Here is a 19,031-nt window from a genome sequence, read left to right as displayed (position 1 = left end):
TGTTTTTGTGGTGCGCCAGGCATGGTGCGTAGCGCCGTGACTGGCGCTGTTTGTCTCGCTGTGGTGGCGAGAGGAACGACTAACCGGTGAAAGTCCGAAACCTGCCCGGCAAGGGGAAGGGTCTAGCCGAACAGCAAGGGAATCCTCCGCGAGGAGGCGCCTGAAGGAAGCTGTAGGCAAAGTGCGGGTCCGACGAACAGGAAGCGGATAGAGGCGGCGTAGCGGGGTGAGGCAGCCATAAAGGCCAAAGCCCAAAACTTGCACGGAACGCTACGGCGTAGATCCGACGGACATAAGCATGAAAGTCACGCGTCTTACCCTGGGAGATCTGTGTGGCTGCCGCGAGGCTAGGATCACCGCGAGGTGGTTTGATGGACACACAGAAGTCAGCAGAGGCCGTAGTGTGCGCCAAGCAGCGCATGAATCGGGAGGGTTCAAGTTCCTCCGGTGCTCAGATAAGGGGCACTGTATCCAAAGGTGGGGGTAATGCCTTGCCGGCCAGCCGTCAGTCATGAGGCGGGAGGACCGGGTGTTCACCGTGAGGTGGAATCCGAAGGGTTTGAGGAGACACACCGGGCCGTAATCGAAGGGGCGACCCTGCAGATGAACGGGTCGGCCAAAGATGGGGCAAGGTCGAGCCTGCACTATGGAGGCGAAGGTGTTCTTATCCACCCATCGAACCAAGGTGTGTGCGGACGGCACGGTGTGGAAGATTCATGCGTGACCCTGGGAGGACTCACGGAATTCCCGGGTGGCACTGGGATAAACGAACCTATAAGCGAAAGCGAAATGGCGAGTGATGTTGTGTGAGTCGTTGGACGACTGAGTAGTACCTCAAGTCTTGCGAAAGCAGGGCGACCGTCGCAGACGGCAGCGGAGTGAGCTGGGGAAGGCAGTCGGCAAGGCGGTTGGAGCAAGACAGCAAACCAATGAGTAAGGTGTATGGCAAGGACAAGTTCCCTTAGTGAAAACCCCCAAGGCGATACACTGCGGATTTCGGCGATCGTGACCGCGTATTTCGGTTGATCGTGACCGGTCAGCGCCAGTCATTGTGCGGTGCACTCGAGTGTAACTGGACCGGTCACGATGAGGTATCGGCGGCTGGCTTGGCGGAGGACTTTCGGCGCATCGATTCGCCCTTCAGCACGATGCGATGAGAGCGGTGTACGAGACGGTCGAGGATGGCATCGGCGAGGGTGGGATCGTTGAGCCAGGCGTGCCAGTGTTCGATCGGTAGCTGGCTGGTGATGAGGGTCGATTTGCCGTTGCCGCGATCGTCGATGACCTCCAGCAGATCATGGCGCGCCGCCTGATCGAGCGGTGTCATGCCCCAATCGTCAAGGATTAGCACGTCGATGCGCGCCAACTGAGCAAGCACGCGACCGAAGCTGCCGTCGGCGTGGGCGATGCGTAGCATCTCGGCGAGGCGTGGCACACGCTGATACAGCACCGGGAAGCCTTGGCGGCAGGCATGTTGTCCAAGCGCACACGCCAGCCACGTTTTACCAACCCCGGTCGGACCGGTCAGCAACACACTTTGCCCCTGCCGGATCCAGTCGCCGCCGGACAAGGTGGCGATCAGGCGTTTGTCGATACCGCGGTCGGCGCTGTACTGCACATCTTCCAGGCAGGCCTGGGCGTGTTTGAGCTTGGCCACACGAAGTAATCGTTCCTGCCGTCGACCGTCACGCCAATGGCGTTCGCGATCGACCAGCATGCCGAGCCGATCTTCGAACGGCAGATCGTGACAGGCCGGCAACAGGCGCTGTTCTTCCAGCGCCTGTGCCATGCCGTCGAGCTTGAGGGCACGCAAGTGTTCAAGGGTGGGATGGATCAACAAGGTGGTCTCCTTTTCAGTGAGTGGTGGGTGGATCGCGGTAATAGGTGGGGCCACGCAGGTTGACGTGGTCGGGTGTGACCCAGTCGGTTTGGGCGATGGCGCTGGGCAAGGGGTGTTGATCGAGCTTGTTGTGCAGGATCGACTGCACGGATTTGCGCGTGCGCGAACCGATCGCCCACGCGCGTGCGCAGGCCGCTTCCAGGCGGTCGTCGCCGTACTGGCGCGCGAGCGCCAGCAGCCCCAGGCAACTGCGATAGCCCATCTCCGGATGCGGGCGCTCGGTCAGCAGGTGCTCGACCAACTGACGGGTTGCCGCGCCGATCGTGTCGGCCCAGTGCAGGAAGCGACCGGGTGACCATTCCCGATGCGCACGATGTGCGGCCGGCATGTGGTCGGCGACGGTGGTGTGGCGTCCGCGCGCCGGGGAGCGGACGTGGCTGGCGATGCGCTGGCCGGCATGCAGGATCTCGACGGTGGTGTCGGTGATGCGCGCCTCGACGGTCTTGCGTACCAGGCTATGCGGCACGCTGTAGTAATGGCCATCGACCTCGATGTGGTAATCGATGTTGACCTTGCACGGCTTGAAGCGCGCCGGCTCATAGGGTTGCGCCGGCAAGGGCATCAGGGCGGGACGGTCGATCGTCTCGAACCACGAACGGCGCGAGCCGTCGAGCTTCTTGAACGGCCGTGCATTCAAGTCCGTCAGCAGGTCGGCGATGGCGTGATTGAGAGCGCTGAAGGTAAAAAAGCACGGATGGCGCAAGCGCGCGAGGATCCAGCGCTCGACCACCTGCACGCCGACCTCGACCTTGGCCTTGTCCTGCGGGCGTCGTGGGCGGGCCGGCAGGATCGCCATGCCGTAATGCTCTGCACACACCTGCGTAGCACGGTTGAGCACGGGCTCGTAGCGATCCGGCTGGGTGATCAGCGCGCGCGGATTGTCAGGTACCACCAGCGCCGGCACGCCACCAAAAAATGCCAACGCCTGCGTCAAGCCGCGCAGCCAGTCGATCTGCGTTTCGCCCGGTGTGGCGCAGGCATAGGTGAAACTGGACGCACCCAGCACGGCCACGAAGATGTGCGCTCGCCGCAGCTCGCCGGTGTCGGGGTTGACGACGCCAAGGGTGGGGCCGGCGTAGTCGATAAACAGCTTTTCACCGGCAACGTGCAACTGACGCATCGAGCGGCGCAGCGAGGCCGTGTAGTCGTGGAGGTGCTGGCAAAACTGGGTGTATTGGTACGTGAGACGGCCAGCGTTCGCGTCGCAGTATTCCTGCCACAACAATTGTCGCGTGACGCCTTTGCGGCGCAACTCCCGATGCACCCATGGCAGATCGATGGGTGCCCGCTCGCCACGCACGGCGGGTGGTGACATACACAGCTGGGCGGCAATCGCGTTGTCGTCTATGGCGGACAGGCCGGGCCAGTCCAGTCCGGCGGCCGTGGCACGTTTCACGTACTTGCTGACCACGCCCTTGGACAGACCCAAGGCCAAGGCGATGCATTCGTGCGAGAGGTCGCACTCCAGCTTCAGTCGAAGACATTCTTTGATCTTGCGCATAGCTACTCGCGGGGTCGGCATCGCCACTCCAAAAAGCCGTGGAGGATGCCGTTGCGTTGAAGTTATGCACAACGAGGGGCGCGTTTCGGTAAGCCGTGACCGCTGATTTCGGTGACCGTCGAAAATCGGTCACGATCAACCGAAACGGGCGGTCACGGCTTACCGAAATGACCGGTCACGCCTTACCGAAATGGGCGGTCACGATGGGCCGAAATACGCAATACACCGAGGAGATTGGCGCACTGGCTGAATCCGACCGGTGAGAAGAAGGTCCACTCGCTAGTGGACAAGATTTACAAGATGAAGAACCTGGAGTTGGCTTGGGAGAAGGTCAAGCGCAACCGAGGAGCGTGAGGTATCGACGGACAGAGCTTGGTGGAATTCGAAAGGGACCTGCAAGGGAACCTGAAGCGGCTCCACGAGGAACTGCGCACGCAGACTTACCAGCCGCTGCCAGTGAAGCGTCAACTGATACCCAAGAGCGGTCAGCCGGGTAAATTCAGGCCACTAGGCATACCCACTGTCTACGACAGGGTATGGCAACAGGCGCTGATGAACCGTCTGGAAGCTATCTTTGAGCCGATATTCGATGCTGCCAGTTTTGGATATCGGCGAGGGAGATCGACCAAGGATGCGATGCGCAAAATCTGGACTGAGTTGGAACAAGGACATGAGTGGTCGGCCAGGTTGCTGAAAAAGGGCATGGGATTTGGCAGCATCCCCATACTTTCGCCGATTGTCGCCACACTCCACCACCGCCTACCTGGGGAGATAGCGCGATCGCCCTGGGGGCACGGCGCAGCTAGATGGACACGAAGCCCACTACCTAATATCGCCGTCGAAGTGGGAGGGGTCGGGTTATCCCGACTCCCTCCCCGATAGGCGGATCAGTAATACGTGAACGTGACTATCTTTGCATCCGGTGCCGCATACGTAGCGAAGTAGTCAAGCACATCCGCGTGTAGGCGGGCCTGAGCCGCCATCAGCGGCTGGATCGTAGCGGGTTCGGCGAGGCTCGTTGCGTTGTCGCGGGCGCCGGTCGGTGTTGGCATCGATGTCGGTCTGGTGATCGACCCAACGAAGGTAATCAAGCCACCTTGCGATGAGGTGGACGGCGCGGCTGATACTAGAAGAGGCACGGTAAGCAGCAGATAAGCCAACGTGGTGCGGCTCATAAGGATCTCCCGTTATGACCCGGCCACCGCGCTATCTGCGCTTGTTAAACGAGTTGGATGTGCATTGACCAACGTGCGCGTCAATGCGCTTAAGCCGGATTCTTTGTAAGCACCCGGCTTCATTTTGTAGGAAATATCACACACTTTCAATGTGATCTATATCTCGTCATTTTGTAGGGCAAACCACGGTGCTGCGTTTAGCAAGGCTTCTGCCGAGCTCACGCGCAATTCGCCCGGGCTTTCGATATAGAGCTGATGCACCACGCTGTCATCCGCGTACAAAGCGGCGCGGCGCGAGCGTAGGCCCATGCCATAGCTGCTGCCGTCGATCTCCCAACCCAAGGCTTGGGTGAATGCTGCATTGCCGTCGGCGAGCAACTTCAGGCCGGCGGGAGCATGCTGGGATGCTGCCCATGCCTTCATCACGAAAGCATCGTTTACCGCTAGGCAATACACCTCGATACCTTGTGCCTGGAAGGCCGCGTAATGCTTGACGTAACCCGGTAGATGGCGCTCCGAGCAGGTTGGTGTGAAGGCGCCGGGGAGTCCAAACAGCACGACTTTGCGCCCGGTAAAGAGCGAGGCGGTGGAAAGTCGCTGGATGTCAGCTGCATCGTCGACAACGATGACTTCGACATCCGGCACAGTTTGTCCGATCTGGATAGGCATGAGGGTCGAGGATTAGGTAACGCGTGGAGGCAATCGTCCCATCCTAGAGGTCTGCTGTCGCCTTGAAAATAGCGGCTTTGGAACCAACATCCATGCGATCGGCAAGCAGGGTGTGCGACAAATTGCGATGCCGAACAAGGCGGCAACCGCGTTGCGCTGCGTCGTGATCGGCTTGGCGCAGCATGTCGCAGCAGCAGCCCGCCACGGCTCATGATCCGTGGCGGGCTGCTTGTTTTTGCTTGAATCAGCCTCGGGGAACGGCAGTGGAATTCAAAGATTATTACGACATTCTCGGTGTGAAGCCCGACGCCAGCGAGGCTGATGTCAAGGCGGCTTATCGCAAGCTGGCGCGTAAATACCATCCGGACAAAAACAAGGAAGCCGGCGCCGAAGAGAAATTCAAGGCAATCAACGAGGCTAACGAAGTATTGCGCGATGCCGAGAAGCGCCGCGCCTATGACCAGCTCCGTGCTGGTGGCTACCGTCAAGGCGAACAGTTTCGGCCGCCGCCGAACTGGGGGCAGGGCCAGGGTTTCGATTTTGGTGAGTCGGGCGAGGGCGACTTCAGTGATTTTTTCGAGAGTCTGTTCGGCCGTACCACTGGCGGCGCCCGGCCGGGACAGTCACGTGCCCGTCGTGGCCGTGATGTGCAAGCACATGTACAGATCGACCTGCAGACCGCCTTCGATGGCGGCCGTACACGTCTGAGCTTGGGCGATGGCACTGGCAAGGAGCGGGTGTTGGAGGTGAAGATCCCAGCCGGTATCCAGCCGGGCAAGGTCATTCGCCTGAGTGGCCAGGGCCACCCTGGAGTGGGAGGGGGACCTCAGGGGGATTTGTTGCTCGAAGTGGGCATCCGTGACGATGCTCGCTTCAAGCTGGATGGTTTGAACGTGCTGTATGTACTGTCGATCAGCCCCTGGGAGGCTGCTCTGGGGGCGATCGTATCGGTGCCGACGCTAGCCGGGACCGTCGACTTGCGTATTCCGGCCGGATCGCAATCGGGCCGCAAGCTGCGCCTGAAAGGGCGAGGCATGCCGGGACCGATGCCCGGGGATCAGTTCGTGGAAATCTCGATCAAAGCGCCGCCGGTGGATAGCGAGGCGCAACGCGAGGCTTATGAAGCGTTGCGGGCGCAGTTTGCGCACTACGATCCACGGCATTGAGGTGTGATGGCCTTGCCTCCTGCTTGCGAGGCGCTGGTCAAAACACAAACGGACAGCGTCTTGCGGCGCCGTTTGTGTTTTGACACCCAAAGCAACAACTCAGACCTGCAGCAGCTCTTTCAGCACTGTGGCCAATTCCTCTTCCTTGATCGGTTTGGTCACATAAGCTTTCGCGCCCTGACGCATGCCCCACACCTTGTCGGTTTCCTGGTCCTTGGTAGTGACTAGCACGATCGGAATATGTGCCGTCTCCGGATCCTTGCTGATGGTGCGAGTGGCCTGGAAACCATTGAGGTTGGGCATCACTACGTCCATAAGGATCAGGTCAGGTTTTTCCTGTCTGGCTTTCTCGACACCGTCGGCACCATCTTTGGCTGTCACCGCCTTATGGCCGAGCTTCTCGACGATACGCGTGATACCAGTGCGCTGCGATTCTGAATCGTCGACGATCAGGATGCGTGCCATAAGGTGGGAATCCCCCTGTCTGTTTCGTTAATTTTAAGTCGTCGTGACGACGCTTCCAAATTCAAAAACGTTAAACACTGCCCACCCGCACCAGTGTGCGGCCGAACGAATTACCTGCCAGCATACGCTCGAATACTTCCGGAAGTTGGTCAAGGGCGACTTCGCGGGTAGCAATACGATCGAGGTGGCGAGGTTTCCAGTCGCTGGCCAGATGTTGCCACACCTGGTTGCGCTGGTCGCGGATGGTACCGGCAGAAGCGATGCCGAGCAGGCTGGCGCCGCGAAGGATGAACGGCATAACCGTGCTGTCGAAAGCGATACCACCGGCATTGCCACAAAGGGCTACGTTGCCGTAAGGCACAATGAGCGGTAGCAGACCGGTTAGCATGGAGCCACCGACGTTGTCCAGTGCGCCACCGAAGCGGGACGAATCCAGTGGCTTGCCGCTGAAGCTGAGCTGATGGCGATCGATGCATTCGGTCGCGCCAAGGCTGCGCAGGACATCGAAATGGGCGGCCTTGCCGCTGATCGCATGCACGTCGTAGCCAGCGTGGCTGAAGATATCTATCGCAAGCATGCCTACCCCGCCACTGGCGCCCGTCACGGCGATGGGGCCCATCGCGGGAGATTGGTGGTTGTCTTGCATGCGCAACAAGGCCAACGCGGCGGTAAAGCCGGCGGTACCGAGAATCATGCTTTCTCGCAGGCTCAGGCCTTTGGGCAGAGCAATGGTCCATGGCGAGGCCAGGCGGATATATTCCCCGTAGCCGCCGTCGCGTGTTTCGGAAAGACCGGCGCCGGTGCATAACACTTCGTCGCCTTCTCTGAAGTGCGGATCAGTGGAAGCCACGACGACACCCGCGGCGTCGATGCCGCCGTTGAGCGGGTATTGGCGAAGAATTTTGCCTTGGCCGGTGCCGGCCAGTGCATCCTTGTAGTTCACCGACGAGTAAGCGACTTTTACCAGCACTTCGCCGGCACTGAGGGCGTCGGTGTGCATGGTTTCAAGGCCGCCACGATAACCCGCCGCGTCGTTATGGATGCGAAAAGCGCGGAAATCGGCAGAGATGTTCACGATGGCATTCTCGTTCAAGCTTTGACACTGCGGCTGTCAATCCATTTCAAGGTGTAGCTTCCCTGATACTGTGACATCCAGTCGAAAAGCGCTTGCATGTTGTCGCCGAACCAGATGCTTGCGCGTTGCTCGGGGCGCACGAAGTTTTCGTCCACCATGTGATCCATCATATGGCGCAACTGTGTGTAATAGCCGCGCACATCGAAAAACGCGCAGGGATATTTATGCAAGCCGAGCTGCGACCAGGTAAGCATCTCGAACATTTCATCCATGGTGCCGAATCCGCCGGGCAGGGCGACGAACGCATCCGAAAGTTCATACATGCGCGTTTTGCGCTGATGCATGGTTTCCACCACGTGCATATCGGTCAGGTCCGGATGCGCCACTTCGCGCTCGACCAATTGACGCGGGATCACACCGATGACCTTGCCGCCCGCCGCGAGCACCGCATCGGCTATCGCTCCCATCAGGCCGACTTTGCCACCACCATAAACCAGCGTGATGCCGCGACGAGCCATTTCGGTGCCGAAGATGCGTGCAGTTTCCATGTATTCGGGATGCTTGCCAGAGCTGGAACCACAATAGACGCAGAGGGCGGCGGATGGGGGCATGTTGAGTCTCGTGATGTCTTGCTCGTCATCCTTGCCTACGCTGGGATGACGACCGCGAAGGTTTCGGTACTTTAAATAAGATGACCCGCCCATGTTCCCACGAGCGGGTCGTTGGTCTGGACCCCGGATCATCGTGCATCCATGCACTGTCCGGGGTGAAGCCATCAGACCCAGGATGGACCCCGGATCGTCGCACATCCATGTGCTGTCCAGGGTGAGGTCATCCTGACCTCAATTGCCCTTGTGAATGGCGCGCTTGTCCACCGACAGTGCCGCTTCGTGCACCGCTTCGGACAGCGTCGGGTGAGCGTGGACGATGCGGGCCAGGTCTTCGGCGGAGCCCTTGAACTCCATCGCCACCACGCACTCGGCAATCAGCTCGGACACGCCCGGGCCGACCATGTGCACGCCCAGCAGGCGGTCGGTTTCCGCATGCGCGAGCACCTTCACCTGACCGATTGCTTCGTTCATGGCCACGGCGCGACCGATGGCGGCGAACGGGAAGGTGCCAATCTTGTACGGCACGCCGGCGTCCTTCAGTTCCTTCTCGGTCTTGCCGGCCCAGGCGATTTCCGGTTCGGTGTAGATCACCCACGGCACGGTGTCGAGGTTGATGTGACCGGCCTTGCCGGCGATCCACTCGGCCACCGCCACGCCTTCTTCGGAACCCTTGTGCGCGAGCATCGGGCCGCGCACGGCGTCGCCGATCGCCCACACGCCGTCCACGCCGGTGTGGTTGTGTTCGTCGACCGCGATGCGACCGCGTTCGTCCAGCTTCACGCCGGTGTCGTCGGCCAGCAGGCCTTCGGTGTAGGCGCGGCGGCCCACGGCTACCAGTAGCTTGTCGACGGTGAGTTCGTGCGTGCCATCTTTGTCTTCGTAGGTCAGCGCGACTTCGCTGCTCTTATTAGACGTGGTTTTGACTTCAGCCTTGGTCAGCTTGGCGCTGAGCTTGATGGTCAGACCCTGCTTCTCGAATTCCTTCTTGGCGACCTTGGCGACGTCCTGGTCGGCCACCGCCAGGAAATCCGGCAGCGCTTCGAGGATGGTGACTTGCGAGCCCAGACGATTCCACACGCTGCCCAGTTCCAGTCCGATCACGCCCGCGCCGATCACGCCCAGACGCTGCGGCACTTCGCTGATGTCCAATGCGCCGGCGTTGTCGAGGATGAATTTGTTGTCGAACTTGGCGAACGGCAGCTCGATCGGCACCGAGCCGGAAGCGAGAATCACGTTGGTGGCGCTGATGGTCTGCTTGCTGCCGCCGTTGCTGGTGATTTCGACGTTTTTGCTATCGCCTGTTTTGCAGCCGAGCAGCTTGCCCTTGCCGAAGAACGGCGTGACCTTGTTGGCCTTGAACAACTGGCCGATGCCGCCGGTGAACTGCTTGACGATCTTGTCCTTGCGACCGATGAAGGTGGCCATGTCCATCTTGGCGTTTTCGACACTGATGCCGTGCGCCGGCAGGTTGTGCGACAGGTTGTAATACTGCTTGGACGAATCGAGCAGCGCCTTGGAGGGAATGCAGCCGACATTGAGGCAGGTGCCGCCGAGCGCCTGCTTGCCATCCTTGCCGACGAAGGCGTCGATGCAGGCGGTCTTCAGGCCAAGTTGCGCGGCGCGGATCGCGGCTACATAGCCGGCAGGGCCGGCGCCGATGACGATGACGTCGAATTTGTCGCTCATTTCTTTGTCTCGCTTTATCCCTCTCCCCTTGGGAGAGGGTGCCCGGAGGGCGGGTGAGGGTACGTGCGGAGTGAGGCGTTGCGTTGTTACCGCACCCTCACCCCCATCCCCTCTCCCGGAGGGAGAGGGGATACGAGAGGCTTACATGCCCAACAGCATGCGCTGCGGATTTTCCAGCTGATTCTTGATATCGACCAGGAACAACACCGCATCCTTGCCGTCGATGATGCGATGGTCGTAGCTCAGCGCCAGGTACATCATCGGCGCGGCGATCACCTGGCCGTTTTCGACGATCGCACGCTCCTTGATGGTGTGCATGCCGAGAATCGCGCTCTGCGGTGGGTTCACGATCGGGGTCGACAGCAGCGAACCGAAGGTGCCGCCGTTGGTGATGGTGAAGGTGCCGCCTTGCAGGTCGTCCAGGCCCAGCTTGCCGTCGCGCGCCTTCTTGGCGTAGTTGACGATGCCCTTTTCGACATCGGCGAAGCTCATGTTCTGCGCGTCGCGCAGCACCGGTGTGACCAGACCCTTGTCGGTGGACACGGCGATGGAGATGTCCTGGTAGCCGTGATAGATGATGTCGTTGCCATCGACCGAGGCATTGATGATCGGGTGACGCTTCAGCGCTTCAGTGGCGGCCTTCACGAAGAAGCTCATGAAGCCGAGCTTCACCCCGTTCGCCTTTTCGAATTGCTCGCCCAGCGTCTTGCGCATCTTGCTGACTTCGGCGAGGTTCACTTCGTTGAACGAGGTGAGCATCGCGATCGAGTTCTTCGACTGCATCAGGCGCTCGGCGATACGGGCGCGGATGCGCGTCATCGGGACGCGCTCTTCGGCGCGAGGGCCGAGTGTGGCGGGACTCGGCCCTCGGGACTCGGGACTCGGGGCGGCGGGCTTGTTGGCTGCAGCGACGACGTCTTCTTTGATGATGCGGCCATCGCGACCGGTGCCGGCGACGTTGGTGGTGTCAACGCCGGTTTCGGTCGCGACGCGGCGAGCGGCAGGGGATAGGTCATCGGAACCGGCTTTGCCAAGTCCCGCGTCCCGGGTCCCGGGTCCCGCTGCCAGCGCGGATGCCGGAGCAGGTACGGTTGCGGCCGGAGCGGGAGCCGGCGCGGAGGCCGCTGCACCTTCTTCGATCACCGCGATCACCTGCTGGCTGGTCACGGTGTCACCGCTCTGGAACTTGATTTCCTTGAGTACACCATCAACCGGCGACGGTACTTCCAGCACGACCTTGTCGGTTTCCAGATCAACCAGGTTCTCGTCGCGCTTGACCGCTTCACCGGCTTTCTTGTGCCAGGCGGCGATGGTGGCGTCGGACACGGACTCGGGTAGAACGGGGACTTTGACTTCGGTGGACATAGAGGATCCTGGGGTTGGTCGCTCATCCGTGAGTGCGAGATTCTTGGATGTTTATTCAACGGAGTGATCGTTGCCAACCGGTGCAACCAGCGCCTGTTCGACCAGTGCGGCCTGCTCGGCAACGTGATCGTTGAGGTGGCCGGCAGCTGGCGCGGGCGAGCCGGCACGACCGGCGTAGGAAAGGCTCTGCTTGCTGTTGGCACAGGCTTGCAGATGGTGGCGGATCTGGAACCAGGCACCCTGGTTCATCGGCTCTTCCTGGCACCACACCACTTCCTTGGCGGCCGGATATTTCTCCAGTTCGGCGGTGACTTCCGGACGCGGGAACGGATACAGCTGTTCCACGCGTACGATGGCGACATCGCTGACATCACGCTTTTCGGCGTTTTCCAGCAGGTCGTAGTAGACCTTGCCGGCGCACAACACGACGCGCTTGACCTTCTTGGCCGCCAGTTCGCGATGCTCGCCGATCACCAGCTGGAAGCTGCCGTTGGCCAGCTCGTCCAGCGTGGACACGGCCAGCTTGTGGCGCAGCAGCGACTTGGGCGTCATCACGATCAGCGGTTTGCGCGTCGGGCGCAGCATCTGACGGCGGATCATGTGGAAATCCTGCGCCGGAGTGGTCGGCACGCACACCTGCATGTTGTCGAGCGCGCAAAGTTGTAGGAAGCGCTCCAGACGGGCGGAGGAATGCTCCGGACCCTGGCCTTCGTAACCATGCGGCAGGTACAGCACCAGGCCGCACAGGCGATCCCATTTCGCTTCGCCGGAGCTGATGAACTGATCGATCACCACCTGCGCGCCGTTGGCGAAATCGCCGAACTGCGCTTCCCAGATATTCAGCGTGTGCGGATCGGTGGTGGCATAGCCGTATTCGAAGGCCATCACGGCTTCTTCGCTGAGCAGCGAATCGATCACTTCGACATCCGCATCGGGACGCAGTGTCGCCAGCGGCATAAAGGTGTGGCCATCCTTCTGATCGTGCAACACGGCGTGGCGATGAAAGAAGGTGCCGCGGCCGGCGTCCTGGCCGACCAGACGCAGGTTGTGGCCTTCGTCGATCAGGGTTGCGTAGGCGAGGTTCTCGGCAAAGCCCCAGTCGCCTGGCAACTCGCCACTGGCCATCTTGCGGCGGTCGTCGTAGATCTTAGCGACGCGCGACTGCAGCGTCAGATCCGTCGGCACATCCAGGATGCGGTTGGCCAGCTCTACCAACGTGGTCTTTGCCACGCCAGTGTTGACCGGGGTGGAGAGCTTCTTGCCGATGAACTGGCTCCAGTCCACTTCCACATCCTTGGTCAGCGACGGATGCAGCTCGGTCATCGCCGCGCCGGCTTCGAGGCGGTCGCGGTAGGCATCGAATTGCTTTTGCAGATCGCCTTCGGCGAGCACGCCTTCCTTCTGCAGCACTTGGCCGTAGAGTTCGCGCGCCGTTGGACGCTTGCGGATGATCTGGTACATCACCGGCTGCGTGGCGGACGGTTCATCGGCTTCGTTGTGGCCATGGCGGCGGTAGCAGACCAGATCGATGACGACATCCTTGCGGAACTGCTTGCGGAATTCATAGGCCAGACGGGTGACCTGGATCACCGCTTCCGGATCGTCGCCGTTCACATGGAATACCGGTGCGTTGACCATCTTGGCCAAGTCGGTGCAGTACAGCGTGGAACGCGTGTCCTGCGGGTTGGAGGTGGTGAAGCCCACCTGGTTGTTCACCACGATGTGGATGGTGCCGCCGATCTTGAAACCGCGCGCCTGCGACATGTTGAACAATTCCATGTTCACGCCTTGACCGGACAGCGCAGCGTCGCCGTGGATCAGCACGGCCAGCGACTGGGTGCGCTCGGTGTCCCTGCCGCGCACCTGGCGCGCATGCACGGAGCCGGCCACCACCGGGTTGACGATTTCCAGATGCGAAGGATTGAAGGCGAGTGCCACGTGCACGCCACCGTTCGGCGTGCGCACGTCGGCGGAGAAACCCATGTGGTACTTCACGTCGCCGGAATGGGCCGGGTCGTCCGCTACATGCTCGAACTTGCCTTCGAACTCGTTGAACAGGGTCTTCGGTGGCTTGCCGAGGATGTTGACCAGCACGTTCAGGCGGCCGCGGTGTGCCATGCCGATGACTAGGTCCTTGATGCCGTTGTCGCCCGAGGCACGGACGATGTTGTCCACCATCGGGATCAGGCTGTCACCGCCTTCCAGCGAGAAGCGCTTCTGGCCGACATACTTGGTGTGCAAGTAGCGCTCAAGGCCCTCGGCGGCGGTCAGGCCATCCAGGATGCGCTGCTTGCCGGATTTGTCCAGGCCAGCGCTGCCATTGGCCTGTTCCAGGCGTGAGTAGATCCAGTTGCGCTGGGTGTGGTCGGAGATGTGCATGAACTCCGAGCCAATCGTGTTCGTGTACACACGCTTCAGGCGGGAAAACAATTCGTGCAGCTTCATGCGCTGGCCGCCGCCGGCGAAGTTGCCGCAATCGAACTCGGTGTCGAGGTCGGTGTCGGACAGGCCATGGAAGGCCAGGTCCAGATCCGGTGCGTGCGTCTTATGGGCCAGGCCCAGCGGATCAAGGTCGGCAAAGAGATGGCCGCGCGAACGATAGGCTGTCAACAGGCGCAGCACGCCGGCCTGCTTGCGTGCGTGCTCATCGCTGACCGGCATGGTCATGACGCCGTTGGGGCGCTGCCTTTGCGCAGCTTCTATGCGCGCAATGGCCGCGGAATGGGGCACGTCCCCAGACTCGCGGCCATTGAAGGTCTTGAAGTAGGTATTCCACTCGGCGGGCACCGATTCGGGGCCGGCCAACCAGGCTTCATACAGGGATTCAACGTAATCGGCGTTGCCGCCTGCGAGTTGCGAGGATTCGGAAAACTCGCGGATTAGGTTTGTGCTCACGTCACCACCGGCAGGGAAGGGAGGCTTGCAGCGAGCCGCTCGTTCGAGGCGGTTTCGCTGGCGAAAAATCCTGTTAATTATAGCCTGTGGCTGTTGCGACGCGGCAAGTTGGTTGATGATTTTTGATGACGGTGGCCGACTGCCGTAGGTGACAGTGATGGCAGCGGTAACAAGACCTTTAGTGCTGCCCTTACTCGTAAGTCAGCCAGAACTGAATTCGGTCAGCGCTGCCGATAGTGGTTGATGCTATCGCGTAGTTCGAGTGCGGCCTTGCGGGCAGCATTCGCAAAATCCTCGCCCTGGCTGGCGTAAAGAATCGCGCGCGAGGAGCTGATCATCAGTCCCGTGCCCGCCGCGGTGCGGCCGTTGCGGACCACGGCTTCCACGTCGCCGCCCTGGGCGCCAATACCGGGAACCAGCAAAGGCATATCGCCGACCAGTGCACGCACTTCGGCCAGTTGCTGTGGCCAGGTGGCGCCGGTGACCAGGGCGCAATTGCCGTGGTTGTTCCAGTCGCGCGCGATGATCTGTGCCACATGCTGATAGAGCGGCTTGCCGCCGACGTCGAGGTCTTGAAGGTCCGCCGCGCCGGGGTTGGAGGTGTGGCAGAGCAGGATCACGCCCTTGTCGGCGCGCTCCAGAAACGGCTGCACCGAGTCGCGGCCCAGGTAGGGGTTGAGCGTGACGGCATCGGCGGCGTAGCGGTCGAAGGCTTCGCCGACGTAATGTTGCGCGGTGCTGCCGATATCGCCGCGTTTGGCGTCGAGAATGACCGGAGTGCCGGGATGGTTGGCGTGGATGTGCGCGATCAGGCGTTCCAGCGTGTCTTCGGCGCGCAGAGCAGCGAAGTGGGCGATTTGCGGTTTGTAGCAGCAGACCAGGTCGGCGGTGGCGTCGACGATGGCGGTGCAGAATTCCAACACCGCGTCGGGGCGACCTTGGACGTGCGCGGGGAATTTGGCGGGTTCGGGATCGAGACCGACGCAAACCAGGGAGTTGTTGCGGGTCCATGCTTGTTGCAGGGATTGCATGAAGTGCATCGAGTCTCTCCAGATCTTGCCTGAGTGAGTCCCTCTCCCTCCGGGAGAGGGTGCCGAGAGGCGGGTGAGGGTTCGGGCGGAGCGTGGTGTTGGTGTTTGGCGCAAGCTGTTGGCATCGCGCGTTGATCGTACCCTCACCCCAACCCCTCTCCCGATGGTAGAGGGGCCTTGGGCGCATTACGCCAGCTTCTTGTACTTCACCCGATGCGGCTTCGCCGCCTCATCACCCAGGCGACGCTTCTTGTCCGCCTCATATTCGTTGTAGTTACCCGGGAAGAACTCCACGTGCGAGTCGCCTTCGAACGCTAGGATGTGCGTGGCGATGCGGTCGAGGAACCAGCGATCGTGCGAGATCACCATGGCGCAGCCGGGGAATTCCAGCAGGGCGTCTTCCAGGGCGCGCAGGGTTTCCACGTCCAGGTCGTTTGACGGTTCGTCCAGCAGCAGCACGTTGCCGCCCTGCAGCAGGGTCTTGGCCAGATGCAGGCGGCCACGCTCACCGCCGGACAGGTTGCCGACGATCTTCTGTTGATCGGTGCCCTTGAAGTTGAAGCGGCCGATGTAAGCGCGCGACTGGATTTCGAAGTTGCCGATGGTGAGGATGTCCAAACCACCCGACACCTCCTGCCACACGTTGTTCTTGCCATCGAGCATGCCGCGCGACTGGTCGACGTAGGCCAGCTTGACCGTGTGACCCAGCTTCACTTCGCCGGAATCAGCTTGCTCCTTGCCGGTGATCAGCTTCATCAGCGTGGATTTGCCGGCGCCGTTCGGACCGATCACGCCGACGATGGCGCCCGGCGGTACCCTGAACGACAGATCGTCGATCAGCAGGCGATCGCCGAATGCCTTGCTGACGTTCTTGAATTCGATCACTTCCTGGCCCAAGCGCTCGCCCGGCGGAATGAAGATTTCGTTGGTTTCGTTGCGGCGCTGGTACTCGACCGCGTTCAATTCCTCGAAGCGGTTCAAGCGCGCCTTGCCCTTGGACTGGCGGCCCTTGGCGGCGGAGCGCACCCATTCCAGTTCCTTCTCGATCGCCCTCTGGCGCGACTTTTCCTGTTGCGCTTCCTGCTTCAGGCGCTGGTCTTTCTGTTCCAGCCACTCGGTGTAGTTGCCCTTCCACGGAATGCCGCGGCCGCGGTCGAGTTCCAGAATCCACTCGGCGGCGTTGTCGAGGAAGTAGCGATCATGGGTAACGGCCACCACGGTGCCGGGATAGCTCTGCAGAAATTGCTCCAGCCAGTCGACCGATTCGGCGTCCAGGTGGTTGGTGGGTTCGTCGAGCAGCAGCATGTCCGGCTTGGACAGCAGCAGGCGGCACAGTGCCACGCGGCGCTTTTCACCGCCGGAGAGCGGGCCGATCTTGGCGTCCCAGGCCGGCAGGCGCAGCGCGTCGGCGGCCACTTCCAGCTGGCGCTCCAAGGCGTGGGCGTCGTTCACGGCCAGGATGTTTTCCAGCGCTTGCTGCTCGGCAGCGAGTTTGTCGAAATCGGCGCCTTCTTCGGCGTAAGCGGCATAGACCTCTTCCAGGCGCTTTTGCGCGTCCAGCACTACCGACACACCTTCCTCGACCGCTTCGCGCACGGTCTTTTCCGGATCGAGCTGCGGCTCCTGCGCCAGATAGCCGACCTTGATGCCGGGCTGCGGGCGCGCCTCGCCCTGAAAATCGGTATCCACGCCGGCCATGATGCGCAGCACGGTGGACTTGCCAGCGCCGTTCAGGCCCAGCAGGCCGATCTTGGCGCCGGGGAAGAAGCTCAGCGAAATATCCTTGATGATCTGGCGTTTCGGGGGAACGATCTTGCTGACCCCGTTCATGGTGTAGATGTATTGCATGCTGGCTCCGAGGGCATGCGCATGGCCGCCTGGATGAATGGGCGACGCGCAGGGCGTGAGTTATCAAACAAAACATTATAGCGGGTTATCGGTAGATCCCGATGATGTTCTCCCGCAGGTTACGGGCCGCGTCGTTGCGAGCCGATCGCTATGGGTTCGCCACTTTTTGTGTCCGATTGGCCATGCAGGGCTGCCAGCTTTCCCTGCGGATACGCACAGGAGCCTGACAATAAGTCACTGCGGGTGGCCCCCAAACACCCCTGCCGTTACACTTTCAAGAATCACTGCCGCCCATCACCCCATGAGGCTCGAATGTTCCCGAAGATCGACACGATCGTCGGCTATGACAATGAACTAGCCAAGGCCATTGCCGACGAAGCGCGACGCCAGGAGACCCACGTCGAGCTGATCGCTTCCGAGAACTACGCCAGCCCGCGCGTGCTGGAAGCCCAAGGGTCCGTGCTCACCAATAAATACGCCGAGGGTTATCCCGGCAAACGCTATTACGGTGGCTGCGAATACGTGGACGTGGCCGAACGCCTCGCCATCGAGCGCCTCAAGCAACTGTTCGGCGCCACCTACGCCAACGTGCAGCCGCATTCCGGCTCGCAAGCCAACCAGGCGGTGTACTTCGCGCTGCTCAATCCGGGCGACACCATTCTGGGCATGAGCCTGGCCCACGGTGGCCATCTCACGCACGGTGCCAAGGTCAACATCTCCGGCAAGCTGCTCAACGCGGTGCAGTACGGCGTCAACGAGCACGGCCTGGTCGATTACGACGAAGTCGAGCGCCTGGCTGTCGAGCACAAGCCGAAGATGATCGTGGCCGGCTTCAGCGCTTATTCGCAGGTGATGGACTGGGCGCGCTTTCGCACCATCGCCGACAAGGTCGGTGCCTACCTGTTCGTCGATATGGCGCACGTGGCCGGCTTGATCGCCGCGGGGGTGTATCCGAACCCCGTACCGCATGCACACGTGGTTACTTCCACCACGCATAAGACCCTGCGCGGTCCGCGCGGTGGTTTCGTGATCGCCAAGGACGCGGGTGAAGAGATAGAGAAGAAGCTGCAATCGATCGTGTTCCCCGGTATCCAGGGCGGCCCGCTGATGCACGTCATCGCCGCCAAGGCGGTAGCCTTCAAGGAAGCGTTGGAGCCGGCATTCAAGGACTACCAGGCGCAAGTGGTGAAAAACGCCAAGGCGATGGCCAAGACCTTTATCGAGCGCGGTTACAAAATCGTGTCCGGTGGCACCGAGAACCATCTGATGCTGGTCGACCTGATCGGTCGCGATGTCACTGGCAAGGACGCGGAAGAGGCACTGGGCCGAGCGCACATCACGGTCAACAAGAACGCTGTGCCAAACGATCCACGCAAACCTTTTGTCACCTCCGGCCTGCGCGTGGGTACCCCCGCCGTCACCACTCGCGGCTACAAGGAATCCGATGTAGTCGAGCTGACCCATTGGATCTGCGACGTGCTAGATGCGCCGGCCGATGAAGGTGTGATCAAAGCCGCGCGCGAAAAAGTATCGGCTCAATGCAAGACATTCCCTGTTTATGGTTAATGAGAAACCAGGACTCGGGATTCGGGACTCGAAACTCGGCAGAGCCCTAGGGTGCAAGTTTGGTTTATTCGAGTCCCG

14 protein-coding genes are annotated in these 19,031 nt (G+C 61.1%); 2 read left to right on the top strand and 12 right to left on the bottom strand.

Annotation, left to right across the window (positions count from 1 at the left end):
- Window positions 1-1,081: 1,081 nt before the first annotated feature.
- The 4 genes from istB to EO087_RS07490 all read right to left on the bottom strand — a co-directional run bounded on the left by istB (window position 1,082) and on the right by EO087_RS07490 (window position 5,245).
- On the bottom strand, window positions 1,082-1,840 hold the full coding sequence (gene istB / locus EO087_RS07510; RefSeq protein ID WP_128897459.1) for an IS21-like element helper ATPase IstB: 759 nt from the start codon (window positions 1,838-1,840) through the stop codon (window positions 1,082-1,084).
- A gap of 13 nt (window positions 1,841-1,853) precedes the next feature.
- Window positions 1,854-3,422, bottom strand: coding sequence for an IS21 family transposase (istA, locus tag EO087_RS07505; protein WP_128898324.1), 1,569 nt, complete (start codon window positions 3,420-3,422; stop codon window positions 1,854-1,856).
- Between the two features lie 866 nt (window positions 3,423-4,288).
- Window positions 4,289-4,576: a hypothetical protein gene (locus tag EO087_RS07495; RefSeq protein ID WP_128898323.1), complete on the bottom strand. Its 288-nt coding sequence runs from the start codon at window positions 4,574-4,576 to the stop codon at window positions 4,289-4,291.
- Between the two features lie 156 nt (window positions 4,577-4,732).
- Complete coding sequence (locus tag EO087_RS07490) at window positions 4,733-5,245, bottom strand: peroxiredoxin (protein WP_128898322.1); 513 nt, start codon at window positions 5,243-5,245, stop codon at window positions 4,733-4,735.
- A gap of 263 nt (window positions 5,246-5,508) precedes the next feature.
- Between EO087_RS07490 and EO087_RS07485 the strand changes: the two genes are divergently transcribed.
- On the top strand, window positions 5,509-6,411 hold the full coding sequence (locus EO087_RS07485; protein ID WP_128898321.1) for a DnaJ C-terminal domain-containing protein: 903 nt from the start codon (window positions 5,509-5,511) through the stop codon (window positions 6,409-6,411).
- 99 nt (window positions 6,412-6,510) lie between these two features.
- On the opposite strand, the gene pilH is transcribed toward EO087_RS07485, so the two are convergent.
- The 8 genes from pilH to ettA all read right to left on the bottom strand — a co-directional run bounded on the left by pilH (window position 6,511) and on the right by ettA (window position 17,387).
- Window positions 6,511-6,876, bottom strand: coding sequence for a twitching motility response regulator PilH (pilH, locus tag EO087_RS07480; protein ID WP_128898320.1), 366 nt, complete (start codon window positions 6,874-6,876; stop codon window positions 6,511-6,513).
- A 70-nt stretch (window positions 6,877-6,946) separates the two neighbouring features.
- Window positions 6,947-7,951, bottom strand: a complete 1,005-nt coding sequence (locus tag EO087_RS07475) for a YhdH/YhfP family quinone oxidoreductase (protein WP_128898319.1) — start codon at window positions 7,949-7,951, stop codon at window positions 6,947-6,949.
- 14 nt (window positions 7,952-7,965) lie between these two features.
- Window positions 7,966-8,562 (bottom strand): TIGR00730 family Rossman fold protein, encoded by a 597-nt coding sequence (locus EO087_RS07470; RefSeq protein WP_128898318.1) that lies wholly within the window; start codon window positions 8,560-8,562, stop codon window positions 7,966-7,968.
- A 231-nt stretch (window positions 8,563-8,793) separates the two neighbouring features.
- Window positions 8,794-10,248 (bottom strand): dihydrolipoyl dehydrogenase, encoded by a 1,455-nt coding sequence (lpdA, locus tag EO087_RS07465; RefSeq protein ID WP_128898317.1) that lies wholly within the window; start codon window positions 10,246-10,248, stop codon window positions 8,794-8,796.
- Between the two features lie 141 nt (window positions 10,249-10,389).
- Entirely contained in the window at window positions 10,390-11,613 is a 1,224-nt protein-coding gene (gene odhB / locus EO087_RS07460) for a 2-oxoglutarate dehydrogenase complex dihydrolipoyllysine-residue succinyltransferase (RefSeq protein ID WP_128898316.1), read from the bottom strand.
- Window positions 11,614-11,664: 51 nt separating this feature from the next.
- A complete protein-coding gene (locus EO087_RS07455) occupies window positions 11,665-14,508 on the bottom strand; it encodes a 2-oxoglutarate dehydrogenase E1 component (protein ID WP_128898315.1) in 2,844 nt (947 codons plus the stop codon).
- Between the two features lie 221 nt (window positions 14,509-14,729).
- Window positions 14,730-15,548 carry an orotidine-5'-phosphate decarboxylase gene (pyrF, locus tag EO087_RS07450; protein ID WP_128898314.1) on the bottom strand — a complete coding sequence of 273 codons (819 nt, stop codon included), beginning with the start codon at window positions 15,546-15,548 and terminating at the stop codon, window positions 14,730-14,732.
- A gap of 177 nt (window positions 15,549-15,725) precedes the next feature.
- Window positions 15,726-17,387, bottom strand: a complete 1,662-nt coding sequence (gene ettA, locus EO087_RS07445; RefSeq protein ID WP_128898313.1) for an energy-dependent translational throttle protein EttA — start codon at window positions 17,385-17,387, stop codon at window positions 15,726-15,728.
- A 312-nt stretch (window positions 17,388-17,699) separates the two neighbouring features.
- On the opposite strand from ettA, the gene glyA reads away from it, so the two are divergent.
- A complete protein-coding gene (gene glyA, locus EO087_RS07440) occupies window positions 17,700-18,953 on the top strand; it encodes a serine hydroxymethyltransferase (protein WP_128898312.1) in 1,254 nt (417 codons plus the stop codon).
- Window positions 18,954-19,031 lie beyond the last annotated feature (78 nt).

The organism is Dyella sp. M7H15-1 (genome assembly GCF_004114615.1).
Taxonomy (GTDB): Bacteria; Pseudomonadota; Gammaproteobacteria; order Xanthomonadales; family Rhodanobacteraceae; genus Dyella_B.
The sequence above is the reverse complement of the archived record's forward strand: the minus strand, read 5'-3'. Positions and strand labels throughout refer to the sequence as shown.

Excerpts from the sequence above, each read along its gene's own strand:
- glyA (WP_128898312.1), top strand. The coding sequence starts at position 17,700 with ATGTTCCCGAAGATCGACACGATCGTCGGCTATGACAATGAACTAGCC.
- pilH (WP_128898320.1), bottom strand. The coding sequence starts at position 6,876 with ATGGCACGCATCCTGATCGTCGACGATTCAGAATCGCAGCGCACTGGT.
- istA (WP_128898324.1), bottom strand. The coding sequence starts at position 3,422 with ATGCCGACCCCGCGAGTAGCTATGCGCAAGATCAAAGAATGTCTTCGA.
- odhB (WP_128898316.1), bottom strand. The coding sequence starts at position 11,613 with ATGTCCACCGAAGTCAAAGTCCCCGTTCTACCCGAGTCCGTGTCCGAC.
- EO087_RS07470 (WP_128898318.1), bottom strand. The coding sequence starts at position 8,562 with ATGCCCCCATCCGCCGCCCTCTGCGTCTATTGTGGTTCCAGCTCTGGC.
- EO087_RS07490 (WP_128898322.1), bottom strand. The coding sequence starts at position 5,245 with ATGCCTATCCAGATCGGACAAACTGTGCCGGATGTCGAAGTCATCGTT.
- EO087_RS07495 (WP_128898323.1), bottom strand. The coding sequence starts at position 4,576 with ATGAGCCGCACCACGTTGGCTTATCTGCTGCTTACCGTGCCTCTTCTA.
- ettA (WP_128898313.1), bottom strand. The coding sequence starts at position 17,387 with ATGCAATACATCTACACCATGAACGGGGTCAGCAAGATCGTTCCCCCG.
- pyrF (WP_128898314.1), bottom strand. The coding sequence starts at position 15,548 with ATGCACTTCATGCAATCCCTGCAACAAGCATGGACCCGCAACAACTCC.
- lpdA (WP_128898317.1), bottom strand. The coding sequence starts at position 10,248 with ATGAGCGACAAATTCGACGTCATCGTCATCGGCGCCGGCCCTGCCGGC.